The organism is Desulfovibrio sp. 7SRBS1 (genome assembly GCF_049723905.1).
Lineage (GTDB): Bacteria > Desulfobacterota > Desulfovibrionia > Desulfovibrionales > Desulfovibrionaceae.
Genome location: NZ_JBJKFD010000001.1, coordinates 3,889,502 through 3,908,944, shown reverse-complemented (window position 1 = coordinate 3,908,944; position 19,443 = coordinate 3,889,502). Strand labels below are relative to the sequence as shown.

Here is a 19,443-nt window from a genome sequence, read left to right as displayed (position 1 = left end):
GGTGTTCCCCGGCGGCGTTGGAAACGCGTTTGCGCATTCCGTCGGCCACGCCGGTTCGTTGCTTTACCGTCCGGAGTGGTGGAACCAGGCCGGACAGCCTCGGATAGTCTCGTCTTTTTTTCACGCCTCGGCGCGCCCCCCATGGGGATATCGCGGCGTGTGCATCCGGCCGAAGCCGTTGACGGAACCGTTGTGTTCCGCAACCAATCTAGCCTGCGGACCGTAACAGATCAAGAACGGGGCCGCACTTCCAAAACCGGGCTGGTGCGCGAGGCAACCAGCTTGCGGGCCTGGGCCACGGCGTCGGCATTGTACGCCCCCCAGGCGGAACCCGCTTCGCTGTTCAGCTCGAAAACCACGTCCCCCTGCGGATTCACAAGGCAGGAGTGGCCGCCGAGGATTCCCAGGGACGACGGCCCCACCCCGTTGCAGGCCAATACATAGCATTGATTTTCCACGGCGCGGGCCCGCAGAAGAATCTGCCAATGCGCCACGCGGGAGGCGGGCCACTGCCCGGCCACCACAAAAATATCCGGGGCGGCAGAGGCCTGGGTACGAAAAATTTCAGGAAAACGAAGATCGTAGCAGATGCAGCCGCCTATGGGCACACCCTCCCAGGTAACGGGCGAGAATTCGGGCCTGCCGGGCTGAAAATGGATATGCTCGCCTGCCGGGAAAAGATGGATTTTGCTGTAGATGCGCTGCCCGCCCGCGGGGATGCCGTTCTGCCGGGGCGCGAAAAAATAGAGGGAATTGAACGGCCCCTGTGCAGAGGGAGCAGACTCACCGGCGGGTTCCATGAGCGTGGCCGCCAGTGCAACGCCGTGGGCATCGGCACACTCTTGAAATATGTTTCTCAGCTCGCCAGCGCGGGATGCCCACAGTGCGATATTTGCGTAATCGAACCCGCCGAAAAAAAGTTCGGGGAAAAGTAGCAGGCCGGGAGTGGGGCCACCGGGTGTACTTGCTGCGTCCGGTGTGCCGGGGGTGCCGGGGATGCCAGGGGTGTTCATGGCTGTCGGTACGGCCGACGCGGCAGCATCAATATATTCGCGAACAGTTTCAAGCGACGTCAGAACCGGGGTCTGACAGACTCCTAACTGCATGATTTTCCATCCTGTTTGGTCTTGGAATGAACGTCCGGATCATCGAGGTCCTGCCTGAATGTCGACTTTAGGGCAAGTACCGTCCCGGTCCTTGCGCGTCAAGCCGCCCTTTGCCGGTAAGGCTGCGGCCCTGGTCATTGAGTCTGGGCAAGCTGCCGCGGATTGGGACATTCAAATTAATTTTTCAAAAATTTCAAACGTCCCTAAAGAAATTCGCTTGAGCGGTCGATCAGTAAGAACATAAGGCGGAATTTTTGCCCGGCCGGGAGGACATTTCAAAGGCCCCCGGGGAAACGGCCGGACACAATTCCACTGGCAAGGAAGCCACTTTATTTCAAGGAGGAACGGCAATGTCTCTGGTAATCAACCACAACTTGATGGCAATGACGGCGACCCGTAACTTGAACACTGCGTACAGCGCATTGAGCAAGTCCACCAACCGCCTGTCGTCCGGTCTTCGCATCACCTCGTCTGCTGATGATGCCGCCGGTCTGGCTATTCGCGAACTTATGCGGGCCGATATCGCATCCACCGCACAGGGCGTCCGCAATGCCAACGACGCAATTTCCATGATCCAAACCGCGGACGGCGCTCTCGGCGTTATCGACGAAAAGCTCATCCGCATGAAGGAACTGGCCGAACAGGCTTCGACCGGTACCTACAACTCCACACAGCGCGGCATCATCGACTCCGAATACCAGGCAATGGCTTCGGAAATCACCCGAATCGCCAACGCGACGGACTTCAACGGCATCTATCTGCTCAACGGCAACCTGTCCGGCACGCACAGCGGCTCGGGGCTGGTTTCCACCGGTAAGCTGAAGGTCCACTTCGGTTCCGGCAACGATTCGTCGGAAGACTACTACCACGTCGAGATCGGCAATGCCACGGCTTCCGCCCTGGGCGTCGGCATGGCTGCCAGCAACTCCATCTCCACTCAGGCGCTGGCGCAGGGGGCGCTCGACAAGATCAATGCCGCCATCGTGTCCAAGGACAAGATCCGCGCAAACCTGGGTGCAATGCAGAACCGCCTGGAAAACACCGTCACCAACCTCCAGATTCAGTCTGAAAACCTGCAGGCCGCAGAATCTCAGATTTCCGATGTGGATGTTGCCACGGAAATGACCCAGTTTGTCCGCAACCAGATCCTCAGCCAGTCCGCTACCGCCATGCTTTCCCAGGCCAACAGCCTGCCCAGAATGGCCATGCAGCTTATTGGCGCCTAAGTCCGTAGGGCTCTGACAGTTAAAAAAAGCCCCGCCGTCGCATATATGCGGCAGCGGGGCTTTTGTTTGTGCATGGGTGGCGGTAGTTGGACAACCTACCTAGCAGGCCTCGGCTTTCAACTCATCTATAAGCTGCTTCAGCTCGGTAGCCTGCCGGGCCAGACCGTCGGAGGCCTGTGCGGTTTCCGCAATGGCAGATGCCGTCTCGCCCGCAATCACATTGATCTCATCCACGGAGCGGTTGATCTCCTCGGTAGTGGCCGACTGCTCTTCGGCAGCCGTGGCAATGCTCTGGATACGCCCGGCCGAAACTTCGGCTCCGGCCACGATCTCTTCGAGCACCTTGCCGGAACTCTTGGAAAGCCCGGCCACCTCTTCAATATCCTGCACCACGGTATCCATGGCCTTGATATTGGAATGGGTTCCGTCCTGAATGGTACGGATGGACGCCCCCACTTCCTTGGTGGCATTCATGGTCTTTTCCGCCAGTTTGCGGACCTCGTCGGCAACCACGGCAAATCCACGTCCGGCATCACCGGCACGGGCGGCCTCGATGGCGGCATTGAGTGCCAGCAGGTTGGTCTGGTCGGCAATATCGTCGATAACAGTCATAATGTTGCCGATGGATTCAGCCTGTTCGCCAAGGGAATTCATGTTTTCCTTCAGCAATTCGGCCTTTTCCTGCACGCCCGTAATGGCCGTGACGGTATGATGGACCACCTCGGAGCCTTCCTGGGCGTTTTCCCGGTCCTGCTGGGCCTGCTCGGCAGCCTGGCTGGCGCTTTTGGCCACTTCCAGAACCGTGGCGCTCATTTCTTCCATGGCCGTGGCTGTACGCGTGATGCGGTCCCTCTGCTGTTCCGATCCGGACTGGACCTCGGCAGCCTGGCTGGAAATTTCATTGGACGCGCCGGACAATTCTCCGACAATGCTTTCCAGCCGCTGGGCAGCATGGAGCATTCCCTGGCTTCTGGCCTGCTCGGCCATTTGCCGGGCCTCTTCCGCGGCCTGCATGGCCTGCTCCGCCTGCAGGGTCTTTTCCTGGGCCAGCTTGTTCTGGGTCTCGATTTCCCCGATATTGTCCTTGAGCCTGCCTGCCATGACATTGACAGCATCCTGCATGGCCGCCACTTCGTCACGCCCTTTGGGCGTCAGGCGCACATCCAGATTGCCATCGGCAATGCTGTTGACCGCTCCTGCCGTCTCGCGAATGGGACGGGCAAGCACAGTGGCAAGGAAAAACATGACGCCAAGGGCAAGGACAAGACATAAACCGCCGATGAGGGTCAGCCGGAAGGCCAGACTTCTGGCGTCCGCCATGATCACGTCTTCGGGAACCGAAACCGCAACGCCCCAAACCTGCGGGGATTTTCCAAAAGAGAGCGGCACGACCACCGACAAGGCCCCGTCGGCAAAGACATGGTACTCCTTGTTTCGTTTCACGGAGTCCTGCATCTCCCGGGCATGGGTGGTAAGGTCGGCAAGAGGCTTTCCTGCCGCCTCGCTGTGTCCGGTTGCCGCGGCCACGGCCCCGGAGTCGCTGAACATGATCATGGAGGCCTTGCCCCCAAAGCTCTCAATGCTGTCGGTAATGTGCTGGAGGAATCCGGCGCTCAGATCCACACCCACAAGCCCTACAACCTTTCCTCCGGCACGGATGGGAACGGCCAGGCTGGCGACCATGGTTTTTTCCCCGTTTATTTCATAGACGGAGGGCTCAAGAACGGTTTCCTTCCCGGAATCACGCGGTCCCGTATACCAACCATCCTGCCCCGGCTTGTCCAGGGTATCGCCGGTTCCTTCCATATGCAGTCCGCCCACCTTGTTCCAATAGGGGACGAAACGACCGGTCCCGGTATGTCCCGGCTGTCCGGAAAAAGCGGCATCGTTGCCGTCAAAGGCATCCGGTTCCCACACGCACCAAGAGCCGAAAAAGTCTTTTTGCTGCTGTATGACCTGCTTGAGGATCTCCATGACTTCCTTGCGGGAAGGCTCGGGAGAGGCTTTCTTGATAGCTCCGAACGTGTTGGACATGGTTCGGGCCGCATCCAGGCCCCCTTCAAAACGCACTTTCACGCGCAATGCCTCTATCTCCGCCGCATTTCTGGCGGTCCGCATGGCATTTTCAAAGGCCGTGCCCTGGGTGATATGAACGGCGTAACCAATGAGAGCCAGCATGGCCAACACGAGCAGCGTGCCTGCATAGCATACAATCTTTGATCTTACGGATGGAAGCGTATACATGCGCCAAATCCCCTTTCGTTCCGGTCTGCATATAATGTTCGATAAACAGATAGGAAAAAACAATTACAAGTTCGTAAAAATACACCTTCTTGAAAGATCAAAACCAGCTAGCCACACTCGTTTATATGGTCAACCAACAGAAGCGAGCACATCAAAGGTTCGCATATGCGAACCACCTTTCTCTTTTCTCTCTTTCCAAGACAAACAATCAAAATTTTGCATCCGCAGCCTTTGCCCCCTTCCCAGCAATAAAAAAAGGAAAGCACATGCATGCTTTCCTTTTTTGTGCGGTCTCAACCCGCTTATATTTTTGCAATTCTTTTATTCGGCTTCTCTTTTGAGCTCCTCGATCAGCTTTTGCAGCTCCGCCGCCTGTTTCGCCAGGCCCTCGGAAGCCTCGGCGGTTTCAGCCACGGCTGCGGCTGTCTCGCCGGCAATCGAGTTGATCTCTTCCAAGGACTGGTTGATTTCCTCGGACGTGGCCGACTGCTCTTCGGCCGCCGTGGCAATGCTCTGAATGCGTCCGGCGGAGATCCCCGCTCCCTCCACGATGTTTTCCAGCACCTTGCCCGACCGCTGGGAGAATTCCGCCACCTCTTCAATGTCGGAAACCACCGTGTCCATGGCCTCGATATTGGACTGCGTGCCGCTCTGAATGGAACGGATGGAATCGCCCACTTCCTTGGTGGCATTCATGGTCTTTTCCGCGAGTTTGCGCACTTCGTCGGCAACCACGGCAAATCCACGTCCGGCATCACCGGCACGAGCGGCCTCAATGGCTGCATTGAGCGCCAGCAGGTTGGTCTGGTCGGCAATGTCATCGATAACGGTCATGATGTTGCCGATGGATTCGGCCTGTACGCCCAGGGAATTCATATTCTCCTTGAGGGATTCGGCCTTTTTCTGCACCCCGGCAATGGCCGTAACGGTGTGGTTGACCACACTGGAACCTTCCTCGGCGTTTTCCTTGTCCTGCCGGGCCTGTTCCGCGGCCTCTCCTGCGCTTCTGGCCACTTCCAGCACCGTGGCGTTCATTTCTTCCATGGCCGTGGCGGTCTGGGTTATGCGGTCCTTCTGGTGCTCGGAGCCGGACAGGACATCCGCGGCCTGCCGGGAAATATCCCCGGAAGCACCCGAAACGCCTTCCACAATGCGCTCCAACTTATGGGCGGCCTGGAGCATGCCCTCGCTTCTGGCCTTTTCGGCCATCTGCCGTGCCTCTTCGGCGGCTTTTGTCGCCTCTTCCGCCTGAAGAGTCTTTTCCTGCGCCAACCGGTTCTGGGTCTCGATTTCCTCGATATTGTCCTTGAGCCTGCCAGCCATGATATTGACGGCTTCCTGCATGGCCGCCACTTCGTCCCGCCCGCGCGGCTCAAGCCGAATATCCAAATTCCCTTCGGCAATATTGTGGATGGCTCCTGCGGTTTCGCGGATGGGGCGCGAAAGAACGGTTGCCAGAAATATCAGAATCACCAGGGCGACAGCCAGACACAGCAGACCGATAAGAGACAGGTTCCAGGCCATTTCGCTGGCATGGGCAAAGATTATCCCTTCGGGAACAAAAATGGCGATTCCCCACACCTGATCGGCCTTGCCAAAACTCATGGGCAGCACCAGACGCAAGGCGCCATCGGAGAAATCCTGAAATTCCTCATTGTTTTCTACGGTCTTGAGCATCTGGTCGGCATCGGCAATGCCTTCGGAAAGCGGCTTGCCCGCCAGATCGGCGCGCCCCGTCATGGCGGCAATGACACCTTGCGGACTGAACAGGACCAGACGGGCCTTGCCGTCAAACACGGTCATGGAATCGCTGAGTTTCTGGAGAAAACCAGCTCCCAGATCCACGCCCACAACCCCGGCACTTTTCCCCTTTACTTTCACAGGCACGGCCAGACTGACGACCATGGTCATCTTGCCGCCAATATCGTAGCTGTAGGGCTCCATGACCATTTCCTGGCCGCTGTCCCTGGGTTTCTTGTACCAGTCGTCATTCCCCGGACTGTCGTACGAGTTGCACGGTTCCAGATGCATACCGCCGACCTTGTTCCAATACGGAAGAAAGCGCCCGGTGGCGTCGTGCCCCTTGGTGCCTACAAACTCGGCATCTTTGCCGTCGTATGCGTTCGGTTCCCAAGTGGTCCAGGCACCGAGAAAGTCATCGGAACTGGATGCGACATTTTTGAGAATCTGCGTGCCGACCTCACGAGAAGGCTGGGACTGAATATTCCTTATTCCCTCAAATGCCGCAGCCGTGGCACGGGCTGCGTCCAACCCCGCCTCAAAGCGGACCCTGATTTGCAGCGACTCGACCACGGTGGCATCCCGAGCCTGATGCACTGCGTTTTGCAAAGCCTCCTGGCGGGCTACATAGGTTGCGTATCCAATGACTGCCAACATGGACAACAAAAGAAGAACACCCGAGTACACACCGATTTTCACTCGGATGGAAGGAAGATGATACATTTGCTAGCCTCTTCTCGGTTTGACGTTTTCCCGGTACAGCCAAATCCCATCCGGATGAGCAACTCCAGTAAGATGCCTTATATTGGCTGCATTTTTCCAAGACTTCAACCACACTTTTCCTTTTTTAATGGGCCGTAGCGGGAATTAGTTCTGGCATGGGGTGTATCTTTGGTGTAGCCGGGGTCCATGAATGGCAGAGCAGAACTTTACGACCGTGTTTTCAAGCCGCCGGACGGGCGCTTTACCGTTACCGGGCTTGATTTCACGGTAACCTACCTTCGGGTCCGCGAACTGGCGCGCGAAGCCGGGCCGGACAGCGACCACCCCGAAAAATATGTTGCCGCGTTTGCCCGCGTTCTGGAAACCGCCGAACACGACCGGCAAAAGAATGCGCGCTATGTCTACCGCGAAGCAGCCCAGGGGCTGTGTGTTTTTCTGCACCCCGACGCTTCGGAAAAAATTTCCCGGCTGGCCCTGAAAACCCTGCTGCGCTCCTGTTTTGGGGGAACCGTAGGAGTGCGGCTGGCCGTGGCCCGGGTTTTGGGAGAGCTGGACATGGGCCTGCCGGAATGCACGGACTGCCGTCCCTACCCGCTTTCCCCCCTTGCGCAATGTTCCCTGTCCGAATTGATCGCCCGCCACCAGGGCAACGCCGACAATTCCGAATGGCTGGGCAGAACCCTGATGGTTGCGCACAACTGGAAACCGGATGAACTGCTGGCCTTTAAATTTCTGCGCGCCGGGGAATCCGTGGACTGCCTGCGCCGCGAGGCGGCCTGGATGGAACGGCTGCATGCCATGTCCGACAGTTTTTCCGGGACCATGGGGATTCCCGTACCGCTGGATATTGTACGGGTATTACCGGGCACCACAGGAAAGGCACTTCACCCAGAGGGCTGGGTACTATGTTATGCGGCAGGCAAGAATTATTTTTCCTATCCCAACGACGAGAGCCCAGGCAGGCTGCCGGGGCCTTCCGAATTTCTTGAAATCATGGGGCGGAACGCCCGGCATATGGGCAGACTCATGTCTTTGGGGCTGACCCACACCGCCCCCATCCCCCTGTTTCACAACCGGGTGCAGCAGGGACGGCGCAGGGACGCCGGGGCCTACCAATGGCATCGTCTGGGCAGGCTCGACCAGTGGCTGGCTTCATGCCGACATCCCAACTTCGGCGCGTCGGGGCTGCGCGACTTTGAACACATCGAACCCCACCGGGGGCAGGGCATCAGCCTGTACCATGCCATGGGAACGGCCATGCTCAGCCTGCTGCTGGTGTCGGGAAGCTATTTTCGGGCGAAAAATCCCAGGCTCGTCGGACAGAATGACGATGGAAGCCCGGTGGACGCCCGCCACCTGTTTGATGCCGACCTGCTGCAAAAGGCGATAAAGGCTATTCACCAGGGATTTTACAAGGGATTCACCCAACACGACATTCCCTTTCCTTCCGGCTTCGACCTGCCGGGACTGTGCAGCCGCATGATAGATGAAATGGGCGTGGACCGGCACATGGCCGAAGAGTTGCGGGTGGACGACCAGATGGAAATGACGGACCTGGAATTTGCCGATTTTCTGACCAGCCGGGGATTTTCCAGGAAACAGATCGACGCAATGCAGCGGGGTGAAGAGGACGTGACCATCCTGACAGGCCCCCACCTGGGCGGCTTCAACCGCCCCATCTCGCTTCCGGAACTGGTGGAGTTCACGGCTTCGTCCGTGGGGCTGGCCTGCGCCGGACGCTACGCAGCCGTCAACATCCCCGATGTAATGACCGAACTGGACCGAGTATGGAAAGAATCGACGTCCGAACGTACGTTACGAGCAGCTTCAAAGGACTAGATACCCGTCGGGACAGGGGAAACCCAAGAGAAAATCACAAAAAAACGTGCGTACAAGAGAGCAATAAATGGCCGATGCATAGATCTACGCATCGGCCTTAATTTTTTTACGAATAATACTGCTGTGCTCTTTTGACTTTTCTGTACCAGACTCACTCTGCGAGGAGTTCAAAATGGCAGAGAACGAGGCGCAAGCAGAATTCAAGGCCGACGCGTACTCTTCTGTACGCGAGGATTTGAATTCTGTGCGGCAACGAAGTTATTCGGCCATTTTCAGCTCCTCCATTGGCAGGAACTAACGAAGCTATCGTGCTTTTTTCAGCAGCCTAACCCCTAAGATTTCATATACGCCGCCATCCCCCGCTTAACCCGGAAGTTATGAACGGACGCTGGCGGAACCGGCTGGGATGCCTCTGCCGGTTGCGAAGAAGCGGGGTTATCCTGTCTTTGTTCCGTTCCCTGGGCTTGCGCTGCGGGTACGGGCTGTCCGGCTGCCGACTGTTGGGCAGAAGGTGGAACGGGTGCCGGTTGGCTGATTGCCGTACTTGGCTGGCTTGGTTGACGGGGCTGGACCGGCTGTGCCGTCTGCAACGGAGAGGCCGGGCTGCTCTGCGGAGCTGCCATGGGTTTCCCAAAGCCGGTTTGCCCCAGGCCGGTCTTAAACGAACCGGGCGCAGGACCACGGCCGGGAGAGACCATGCCCCTGGCCGGATGTGCTGCTTCGGGCATGGGAGCGGTCCCCTTGATTTCGTTAAATGCGGAACGCAATTCTCCAAGAATTTTTATGACCCTGTCCACAAGTTCCGTATCCAGCTTCAGGTTTGCCGTAAGAAGTTGGGCACTGCAGTAGAAATACAGGTTGTTCAGATTATCGGCCAGCGCGCCGCCCTTATCCTTGTTCAGACTGCACTGCAGTTCGTTGATGATATCCAGGGCCTTGGCAATCAAAATCCCCTTTTCCTTGACATCACCTTCCTGAATTTTGATTTTAGCCCTTTTGAGAAACTTGATGGCCCCGTCATACAGCAGAATCAGAATATCCGCCGGTGTGGTTGTTGCAACCTGAGTCTGCAAATATTTTTGGGCAGCATTATTCATAAATCATCCCCCGGGGTTATCCTTTGGTCAATTGAGAAATCTGGCTTTGCAGCTGTGTCAGTATGCTGTTGTACTTGCCCAGCGTTGTTTCCAGCCGCGCCCATTTCATCTTGAGGGTTTTCTCCATAGAGGAGAGGCGGCGTTCTTCACGGTCTATCTTTTTATCAATGCCATCAATGATGTCCTGATAGTTGTCTTCCAGTACCTTAAGGGTTCCGTCGTTCTCGTTGGTCATCTCACCAAGAGTTTCAACCATCTCGCCAACCTTGCCGAGCTTGACCCGGATGGTTCCCTTATAGTCGGTCGTGTCGGAAAAGTCTGTTATCCGGATGGACATACCTTTGGCCGGTCCATCCGCAGCAGTCAGTTCCTTGGTGCTGGAATCGTACGTTGCAGGGTAACCGCCAATGGTGGCTCCGCTTTGCATAACTCCACCCGAGATGGAAAAACGGACATCATAGGATCCGGCCTGGGTGGTGCCTTTGATCAATGAACCAAAGATGAACTTGTCCGAATCGCTGACGCCTTCGTAATTGGCGGAAAAAAGATCGGCTACAGCGTCGAGGTGGTTGTCCAGTGCATCTTTGAGCTTTTCCTCATCAATAACCAGCAAGCCTTTGGTGGCGGAACCGGAATCGGCATCGGTAAGTATACCGAGCTGGGCGAGCGTAGAGTAGTAGTCTCCCTGTCCGGTGGATTTATCCCACGGCAGAAAACCAATTGCAGACACTGCTGTAACGTTTTCAAGCTTGCTTTCAATCATCTGCAGGCCATAGTTGCCTGTCAGCAAACTTCCCTTGCCCGTCGTCTTGTCAACCTCCGTCAACTTCTGAAGGGCCGTTCGTATCTCATTCACCTTGTCCACAAAGGCCTTGATGTTCTCCTTGATGGTTTCCTTATCCTGAGTGATCGTAATGTTGATCGTCTCGCCCACGTCCGCTTTTTTCAGGGTCAGCTTAACCCCTGGAATAATGTCGGTAATGTAGTTGGTATCACGCAGATAGTTGATGCCGTCCACATTCACCAAAGCGTCGTGCGCCGTCTTCATTCGGGGGACGGCGTCGGAAGTGAAGCCCGTCAGGGTCGTCGAACCATCAATGGAAATCTCATGGTCGCTGCCAAGGTCCATCCCGAGAATTCTGAGCCTGTAGACATCGTCGGCCATTTTCACGACTTCCGCCCGTATGCCGGGGTTGTCGCTATCTCGGGTAATGAGGTTGGCAAGGCCTTCAAGAGTCGTATTGGAAGCAACGTCCACGGTCACGGTATTGCCGTCGTAGGTATAGACGAACTGGCCGCCGTTGGAGGTCAAGATCGCATCTTCCGCAGTATAGTAATTCGCACTGATCCGCACTTCGTTTTCCGCCAGCAAACCGATGACGATGGAATGCGAACCTTCCATGGCATCGGCGTCGGCTGTGGCCGAAAGCGCAGTGCTGCTTGTGGACGAAACCGCCTTCTCCACAAATTCTTCAGGAGTATCCAATTTCTGCAGGGTACTTTTCAACTCCACCATGGTGGTGTTGAGCTCGTCGAAGGCCTTCATCTTGGTTTCCCAAGAAGCACGCCACGTTTCCATGCGTTTCTTCTGGATGCCCTCAACCTTGAGGAGCTGCTCGGTAATGGAATCGAAGTCCGTTCCGGAACCAAGCCCCGTAAAGTGGATACCTCCAGAAATCTGATCGCTACCCAGATCGTTGCTCATTACGTTTGTCTCCCAGGCATTAATTTCCTAACGGAACCTTGCACCTGGATGGAAAGCACAATACATGCCAACCTGTTCACTCCAGCGTGGCCTCCTGTCGGAAGCCGCTCAGGGCGCGTTTTGCGCGAGAAGTGAATGATTTCCATACCTATCTTATCGGCAACATATGAAATTTATTTACGGCCTACTGGTAATTTTGTCGGAATGAGGCGAAACGGCAGGGACTGAAAAAATAGAAATATTACGTCATCCGGCAGGATGAGGACGTTTTCAGGAAGCAAGACGGCTGATAAAAAAAGGAGAGCGGCAAATAAAAAATCAGAGAGCGAAACACAAAAAAGGATTCAAGCCCAAAGAAATTACAAACAACGCGTATTCTTCATATGCGAGGATTTGAATCCTTTGAAGCAACGACGTTATACTGCCGTTTTCAGCAAACTGAGGCCCGCCGAAGCGGGCCTCGCGGTTGTCCATAAACTTTGTGCGAACAGGGAACCTACTAGCCGCCGATGAGCTGCATAGCCATTCTGGGCAGGCTGTTGGCCTGGGAAAGCATGGCAGTTGCGGACTGGCTGAGGATCTGGTTGCGAACAAACTGGGTCATTTCCGTGGCAACGTCCACATCGGAGATCTGAGATTCTGCGGCCTGCAGGTTTTCAGCCTGGATCTGGAGGTTGGTGACGGTGTTTTCCAGACGGTTCTGCATCGCACCCAGATTTGCCCGAATCTTGTCCTTGGACACGATGGCTGCATTGATCTTGTCGAGAGACTTCTGCGCCAGCTCCTGAGTGGAGATGGAGTTACCGGCAGCCAGACCGACACCCAGGGCGGAAGCCGTGGAGTTGCCGATCTCGATGTGGTAGTAGTCTTCCGACGAATCGTTGCCGGAACCGAAGTGGACCTTCAGCTTACCGGTGGAAACCAGCCCCGAGCCGCTGTGCGTGCCGGACAGGTTGCCGTTGAGCAGATAGATGCCGTTGAAGTCCGTTGCGTTGGCGATACGTGTGATTTCCGAAGCCATTGCCTGGTATTCGGAGTCGATGATGCCTCTCTGCGTGGAGTTGTAAGTACCGGTCGAAGCCTGTTCGGCCAGTTCCTTCATGCGGATGAGCTTTTCATCGACGACGCCGAGCGCGCCGTCAGCAGTCTGAATCAGCGAAATAGCGTCGTTGGCGTTACGAACGCCCTGGTTGGTTGCGGTGATGTCGGCCCGCATCAATTCACGAATAGCCAGACCGGCGGCATCATCAGCAGACGAGGTGATGCGAAGACCAGATGACAGGCGGTTGGTGGACGTGCTCAATGCGTTGTACGCAGAGTTCAAGTTCCGAGTCGCAGTCATCGCCATCATGTTGTGATTAATTACCATTGCCATTTGTACTTCCTCCTTGAAGTAATTACCGGCTTCCTTGCCGGCAGTACCAAAATAAACGGGACCTTTTGTTTCAATGAACCACCGTTGACTGCCTCATCGTCCAGTAGGGAAAAAACTTTAGAAAAAAAGTGGTTTTTTTTATTCTTGCAGAAAATAAGTATAACATATTGATATTGCATATAAAAAATAAAACACAGCGTGCATGATTCAAAAAAAAGGGCCTGTGGCCCATTAATTTTTCCTCAACATCATCCACTCGGCAGCAAAACCAAATAAAAAACGGGACGAAATCCGCCCCGCATTATGCGCTTGTCTCCCCCTGATTTTCCACCGTCCCCGGACGGACCACCTGCAAAAGATGGCTTTCCCTGCCGACAGGCCCGCTACATCACTTCCCGCGCCATCCAGATAACCCGGCCTATCACCCGCACGTTGGCGGATTCGTCGAGATTAATCTCCAGCGGAGGATACAGTGCGTGGTTGTCGCTTATCAGAACCAGCTTTCCAGGCCTTCTCTCAACCCGTTTCACCACAATACCGTCGTCAATGCCGATGACGTAAATCTTGCCTGCAACCGGGTCACATTGGCTCTGATCCACCAAAACCGTGTCTCCGTCCCACAGAGTCGGCTGCATGCTGTCTCCGGCAACCGCCATCAGCCGCAGGGCGGAAATGCTTCCCATACTGATGCGGGTCAGCCATTGCTGGCGGAAGGCATAAAAATCCTCCACCTCTTCGTCGGTTTCCAGACCTTCCGGCCCCATGCGCGGCACGGCGGACACCTTGGGAACATAGGCGAACTCGTCCGCCTTGTACGCTCCGGGAGATTCGGCAATTATCGATTCTTCGCTCAGGCCGTAGGACCCCAGACCTGTTTCCAGCCAAAGAGGATTTACGCTGAACATACGGCCGATGCGCATGAACCAGTCCGAAGGAATGGCCTGGCGGCGCTTGGCATCGGTTACGGCCGCTCGGCGCACGCCAAGGCGTTCGGCCAGTTCCGCCTGGTTGCGACTTTGCGTCGCAAACATCATGCGACGGATAATGTCTGTAACCTCAAAGCCCTTCATCTCATATTCCGGAAGATTGGATTTCATATGTGCCCCCTGCAGCCCGGCATCACATGGCGGCCCCCCGCCACCACATCTCGGCAATGCCGGATGACGATAATCTCATACCTTTATATCTTGGCAGATCCCTTGTACAACGTCAAGAAAATGCGGACACATTTGTCAAGTAACATCGTTAGTACGTGGGAAAACATACAGTACAACGTCCTTTTCCGTTCTTCACACCAGTCGCGCCACACACGCCATGGGAAAATAAAAGCAAGTTACTGCAGCTTCCCCCATTGGCAGACGGCCCAGCCACGGCAATGCCTTTGCCACAACAGCGCCGGTTGAAATCACTAGTGAACGTCCACCTGCAAGCAATGCAACATTTTGCGCCACCAACGAAAAGCTCCACCAGAGCAGCAGGCTGACAGCCGTGGCCCGAAAACCCGCTTGACGAGAGACCGGCTGTTACGCGCTCGCCCCAACATCGCGCCCCCTGCAGAGAACGGCTGCGAAGCCACTTGGGCAAAAAAACAGGCCGCCTCCCCGATGGAGACGGCCCTCTCTCTTGAACGCCCTAGTCGCAGAACTTACTCGCCGGACAAGAGCTCGTTCACCTTGTTCATGACCGCAAAGGCATCGGCAACGTAAAGCACGTCGGCCTTGCCCTGGGCCCATCCGCAGTTGGCGTCGGTGTTGACCGCCCTGCGTTCGGTAATGAAACGCCAGCCCACAACATGCGGCTCTTCGCCGTGGCAGCATGTGGCCAGCCCTTTCTTGTGGCGCGGCGTGGCCCCGGTCTGGCCCACCTGGTGCAGGTGGCTCATAAAGGAAAGCACCGCCTCGCCTTCGCCGCTGATGTCCACCAACGACTTGCTGCTGCCCAAAGAACATTTTGTATTGTTCAGGAACGACAGGATAAGCGTTTCCGCGTCTCCGGAACGCACCGCGCCGTCCTGCTTCTTGGTCCATCCAGCCCCGGCCACCAGCAGCAGTTCCGCGTCGGGGCGGATGGTCTGCTGGTCCGCATCAGGCGATTGGATGCACTTCACCGTTGTCTTTACGGCATCGCCCGGAAGCTCCACCGCAACGGTCTTTACATCGGCCTGTCCTGGCTGGGTCGCTGCCGCTTCAAAGCTGCCCGGGGCTATGGTAAGCACCCACGGACGCTCGGTACGCGTCAGCACGCCTTTCATACGCTGCCTGTAAAACCAGCGCGTGGCGTTGACCTGGCCATTCTCACCAGAAATGTCGGTTAAGAATGTATCTACACGACCTCCCAGGCGTTGCGCAACCCCCGCAGCAACCCGGCTGATACGCGAATCTGCACAAGCCAATACCACAGTGGCGCCCGATTCGACAACTAAAGCCTGCATGGCCGCAGCGTCTGTTCCATAACGGGCCTGTGCAAATTCTTCACCGCTTACGCCAAGCACAGCCTGTGCGCCGCAACCGGCCAGGCTGTCGGCAGCCGCCTGCACGTCCTTGCCAAATAGGGCCACGTCAAAGTCCGCGCCCAGCTCTCCGGCCAGCTTGGTTGTGGCACCCAACGCCTCCAAAGAGGTCTTGGACAATGCGCCGTCCTGCTCCACTGCCGCAATATATAAAATCTTATCCATATCGTCGTACCTCACCTAGGCTCGAATCCATTCCACGAGTTCGCGCGCGATGTCATCCACAGGCGTGTCCTTGACCACGCGGGTCTCCCGCTTGGTTTTGGGCAGTTCCACGCTCTGAAACTGCGGAGCGCCCACAGTGGCAGCCTTTGCCTGCTGCATGGCGGGCATGATCTTCTGCATGTTCTGCATGCCTATCTGCGGGTTGTTCGGAGGCTCGGGAAGATTGCCCGTGGCCCAGCCCAGAACAGCCGGTGCGCCCTGGCACTCGGAAATCTGATAGCTGCCGCCTTCCACACGCTCCATAACCTCGAACGAACCATCAGCCTGGGGCGTAATCTTGTCCACGCCCTGGAACTGATTGACCACACCCAAACGCTCGCCCACCATCTGCAGGGTTGCGCCTGCGCCGCGGGAAGCCGACTGCCAGCCGCCAAAAATCAGCAGCTTGGACTTGTCCAGGTCGGCAATGCCGTCAATGGCACCGGCCAGAGCCTCGGCCACGTCAAACGCCTCGGTGAATCCGCCCGCAGGACCGTCCACCACAACCAGCTGGAATGCCGCCTTCTGCGCAACAGTCATCATAACCTGCTGCAACTTGGCCTTGGGGCCCAGCGTTACCAGCCAGACCTTGCTGCCCGGCACGTTCTTGGCCAGGTTCGCAGCCTCGAACAACGAATGCCATGCCCAGGGGTCGAGCACCGCAGGCAACATCATCTCGTTTTTCAAGCCATATCCGCCGCCCGGAACCTGCATGGGCTCCAAGGTCTGCAGCGGGTCGGGTACCATGCCCGCGCATACTACAATGTGGAATTCACTCATAAGGGTCGGTCTCCATCGAAAGGCGGGGCGAGGGGAAACCTTTTTGAAAAAAGGTTCTCCCCTCGCGCTCCCTTTCCAAAAACTTTTGCCGGTTAAACAGCCTGTAACGCAACAGTCATAACTTTTTTCAAAACCATGCAGGATGCATGGTCGGGGCGTAGCCCCGTAAGGCGAAGCAGAACCACGTTCCTGCGAAGCCGGTTAAACAGCCTGTAAAATAACAGTCCTAACTTTTTTCAAAGCCCTGCCTGCATTCCGGCTGCAACGGCAGCCGGATGCAAGTCGCAGGTCCAGGAGGCCGTTGCCTCCTGGCGGGGGTGCAGGGGGCAGCGCCCCCTGCTCATAAATTCTAGTTCTCGGCAGAATGCAGTCCGCCCGCACCGGCGCGGAACTCGATGTTGGTCCGTTCCGGGTCCGTGGGGTGCGGCTTGCTGCAGTTCCACAGACACGCGCCGCAATGGACACATTTTTCCCGATCAAAAAGCGGGACGCCGTCTTCCGGGTTCATGGTAATGGCCTGCCCGGAACAGATTTCAATACATACTTTTTCATTGCAGGAACGGCAACGGTCGGGGTCCACAAAAACCACATGGTCGGCATATCCGGGTGCGGCCTGGACCTTTCCGCCCATGAGCAGCGCGTCCTGATGCGATACCAAAAGCTGGCCGTCGTATTCAATCTGGGGCCAGCCCGCTTCGTTCATGAGCGCGTCGTACAGATGCTGCCCCTTGGACTTGCACTCGGCACGAATCTCCTCGATACGCGCCTTGGAAATGCGGCCCCGGTAATATTCTTCCACGGAAGGAATGCGCTCGTAGACCTTTTTGAGCTTGCCGGGCCAGTTGAACTTGCCCTTGCTCAGCCCCGTGAGGGCCATGCCCAGAACGCCGGGCACAAAACCGCGCTGGAACCCGTCGCGTGCGTTTTCCGCAACTTCGGATTCCCGGCCCACCCAGCTTTCCCGACGGCGCTGTACATAGGTTTCCTCCAGGTTCTCGCGGGTGAAGGGCTTGCCCTGTTCCAACAGCTCCAGAACGGACTCACCCAGCATGGAACCTGTAGCCCAGGCTTCGTCCACGCCCGAGTTGGTCAGCACGTTGGTGGAGCCGGAACCTTCGCCGATGCGGGCATAGCCGTCGCCAGCCAGCAGAGGTTCGCCCTGGCGTCCGGCCTCCTGCAGAGACTTGGCACCCCAGCTGCGCATGGTGCCGCCCTTGAGGTGCTTCCACAGATAGGGATGCTGCATCCAGTGCTGCAGATACCGGTAGCTGGTGCGCACAGGCGAATCAAACCAGGACGGAATGAAAACACCCAGCGAGGCCACGTTGCCGGGATAGACATACAAAAATCCGAAAATTTCAGGCTCGGGATACCCCAGAGTGTGCAGAACCGTTCCCGGTTCCAATGTACAGTCCTCGGGCAGGTCCACAACCATCTTCATGCCCACGGCCCATTCCTGGCGGTGGGTGCCCAGGGGCATGCCCAGCTCCTGATCGATGCCTCTGCCCACCGGGCCGACAGGGCCGTCGCCCACAACGGTCAGTGCGGCGTGGATGTCCATGCCGGGCATGTAGCCCGCGTCCGGCTCGCCCTTTTTATTCACGCCCTGGTCGGCCAGCTGCACGCCAACAACCTTGCCGTTCTCAATAATGGCCTTGGCTACCGGGGTGGACGGCCACACCTGCGCCATGCCCGTTCCCATCACCTGCCCGGCGGCCCATTGCGTAAACTGACCAATGGACATGGCAATGCCGGGTTCTTTTTTCATGAACTCCGGCACATAGGGCAGCTCGAACGCATGGTCCTTTACGCCCACCATGGAACCGACCGCGCCCAGCAGCTTGTCGGCCACGCCAACCAGCGTGCTCCGGCGGCTCGCGCCCACAGGGTCCAGCAGGTAGACGACCTTTTCTTCCTTGACCTCGCAGGCCATGGGAATCTGCGACAGGTCCAGGTCCGGAAACGACTCGCGGATGGCGCGGCCCTTGGTCACCACGCCGGAAACCCCAAAGCCGGGATCGTCCGCACGCTCGTAACAAATGACCTGGGGCGGCATGCCCGGCATGGACGCACTCTCAGCCACAGGAGTGCCATCCTCGCGCATCATGCCGCGCGTCAACGTGGTCAGAAATCCAGCCATGGCCGGACCAAAACCTACACACGCTATGTCAACATCCATCCGTTGCCGTTCACTCATAAGGCATTCCTTTTAGGACGAGGGGAAACCTTTTTGAAAAAAGGTTCTCCCCTCGTGCTCCCTTTCCAAAAACTTTTATTTTTATGACCAGTCGTTACGCAACAACTGTTACCTTTTTTCAAATGCCATGCAGGACGCATGGCCGGGGCGGAGCCCCGCGAGGCGAAGCAGAACCACGTTTCTGCGAAGCCGATAAAAGCAAAGGACAAGGACGTCCTTTGCGTATCCGGTCCACAAAAAAGGTTCTCCCCTCGTGCTCCCTTTCCAAAAACTTTTATTTTTTATGACCGGTTGCTACACAACAACCGCTACCTTTTTTCACATGCCATACAGGACGCATGACCGGGGCGGAGCCGATAAAAGCAAAGGACAAGAACGTCCTTTGCGTATCCGGTCCATAATCGAGTTCTCCCCTCGCGCTCCCTTTCCTAAATTTAAATATCGCTTCGCTGGCGTTTACTTAAACAATTCATGTTTTCCCCCTCTACCTTAAAAACGGCTGCCGTGTGCAAGCGTATGCGCTTGTGCGCGGCAGCCGTTTTTAAAAGTCGCAGGTCCAGGAGGCCGTTGCCTCCTGGTAGGGGGGCTCGGGGGGACAACGTCCCCCAGGCTGCTGATAAAGGCACGTTAGCTTCGTTGCTGCGTAAAATTCAAATCCTCACGTATCGAAAAATACGCATCGACCTTGAATTTTTCTA

General features: G+C 56.7%; 12 protein-coding genes. 2 read left to right on the top strand and 10 right to left on the bottom strand.

The features are described from left to right. Positions 1-230 precede the first annotated feature (230 nt). Complete coding sequence (locus ACI0FJ_RS17275; RefSeq protein WP_424305422.1) at positions 231-1,106, bottom strand: nitrilase-related carbon-nitrogen hydrolase; 876 nt, start codon at positions 1,104-1,106, stop codon at positions 231-233. A gap of 350 nt (positions 1,107-1,456) precedes the next feature. On the opposite strand from ACI0FJ_RS17275, the gene ACI0FJ_RS17270 reads away from it, so the two are divergent. Continuing rightward, the gene (locus ACI0FJ_RS17270; protein WP_424305420.1) at positions 1,457-2,332 is read left to right on the top strand and encodes a flagellin; all 876 of its coding nucleotides are present in this window, start codon (positions 1,457-1,459) and stop codon (positions 2,330-2,332) included. A 99-nt stretch (positions 2,333-2,431) separates the two neighbouring features. On the opposite strand, the gene ACI0FJ_RS17265 is transcribed toward ACI0FJ_RS17270, so the two are convergent. Then, positions 2,432-4,576: a methyl-accepting chemotaxis protein gene (locus ACI0FJ_RS17265; protein ID WP_424305419.1), complete on the bottom strand. Its 2,145-nt coding sequence runs from the start codon at positions 4,574-4,576 to the stop codon at positions 2,432-2,434. A gap of 321 nt (positions 4,577-4,897) precedes the next feature. Then, on the bottom strand, positions 4,898-7,039 hold the full coding sequence (locus ACI0FJ_RS17260; protein ID WP_424305417.1) for a methyl-accepting chemotaxis protein: 2,142 nt from the start codon (positions 7,037-7,039) through the stop codon (positions 4,898-4,900). A gap of 186 nt (positions 7,040-7,225) precedes the next feature. Between ACI0FJ_RS17260 and ACI0FJ_RS17255 the strand changes: the two genes are divergently transcribed. Continuing rightward, positions 7,226-8,878 carry a SidJ-related pseudokinase gene (locus ACI0FJ_RS17255; protein ID WP_424305415.1) on the top strand — a complete coding sequence of 551 codons (1,653 nt, stop codon included), beginning with the start codon at positions 7,226-7,228 and terminating at the stop codon, positions 8,876-8,878. Between the two features lie 332 nt (positions 8,879-9,210). On the opposite strand, the gene fliS is transcribed toward ACI0FJ_RS17255, so the two are convergent. From fliS to ACI0FJ_RS17220, 7 genes are all read right to left on the bottom strand, one after another. Further along, positions 9,211-9,975, bottom strand: coding sequence for a flagellar export chaperone FliS (gene fliS / locus ACI0FJ_RS17250; RefSeq protein ID WP_424305413.1), 765 nt, complete (start codon positions 9,973-9,975; stop codon positions 9,211-9,213). A gap of 16 nt (positions 9,976-9,991) precedes the next feature. Then, on the bottom strand, positions 9,992-11,680 hold the full coding sequence (gene fliD / locus ACI0FJ_RS17245) for a flagellar filament capping protein FliD (RefSeq protein WP_424305411.1): 1,689 nt from the start codon (positions 11,678-11,680) through the stop codon (positions 9,992-9,994). Positions 11,681-12,179: 499 nt separating this feature from the next. Then, on the bottom strand, positions 12,180-13,055 hold the full coding sequence (locus tag ACI0FJ_RS17240) for a flagellin (RefSeq protein WP_424305409.1): 876 nt from the start codon (positions 13,053-13,055) through the stop codon (positions 12,180-12,182). Between the two features lie 383 nt (positions 13,056-13,438). Continuing rightward, positions 13,439-14,152, bottom strand: a complete 714-nt coding sequence (locus ACI0FJ_RS17235) for a LexA family transcriptional regulator (RefSeq protein WP_424305407.1) — start codon at positions 14,150-14,152, stop codon at positions 13,439-13,441. Positions 14,153-14,700: 548 nt separating this feature from the next. Beyond that, complete coding sequence (locus ACI0FJ_RS17230) at positions 14,701-15,729, bottom strand: electron transfer flavoprotein subunit alpha/FixB family protein (protein WP_424305405.1); 1,029 nt, start codon at positions 15,727-15,729, stop codon at positions 14,701-14,703. A gap of 15 nt (positions 15,730-15,744) precedes the next feature. Beyond that, positions 15,745-16,548: an electron transfer flavoprotein subunit beta/FixA family protein gene (locus ACI0FJ_RS17225; protein ID WP_424305403.1), complete on the bottom strand. Its 804-nt coding sequence runs from the start codon at positions 16,546-16,548 to the stop codon at positions 15,745-15,747. Between the two features lie 349 nt (positions 16,549-16,897). Next, complete coding sequence (locus tag ACI0FJ_RS17220) at positions 16,898-18,745, bottom strand: 4Fe-4S ferredoxin (RefSeq protein ID WP_424305401.1); 1,848 nt, start codon at positions 18,743-18,745, stop codon at positions 16,898-16,900. Positions 18,746-19,443 lie beyond the last annotated feature (698 nt).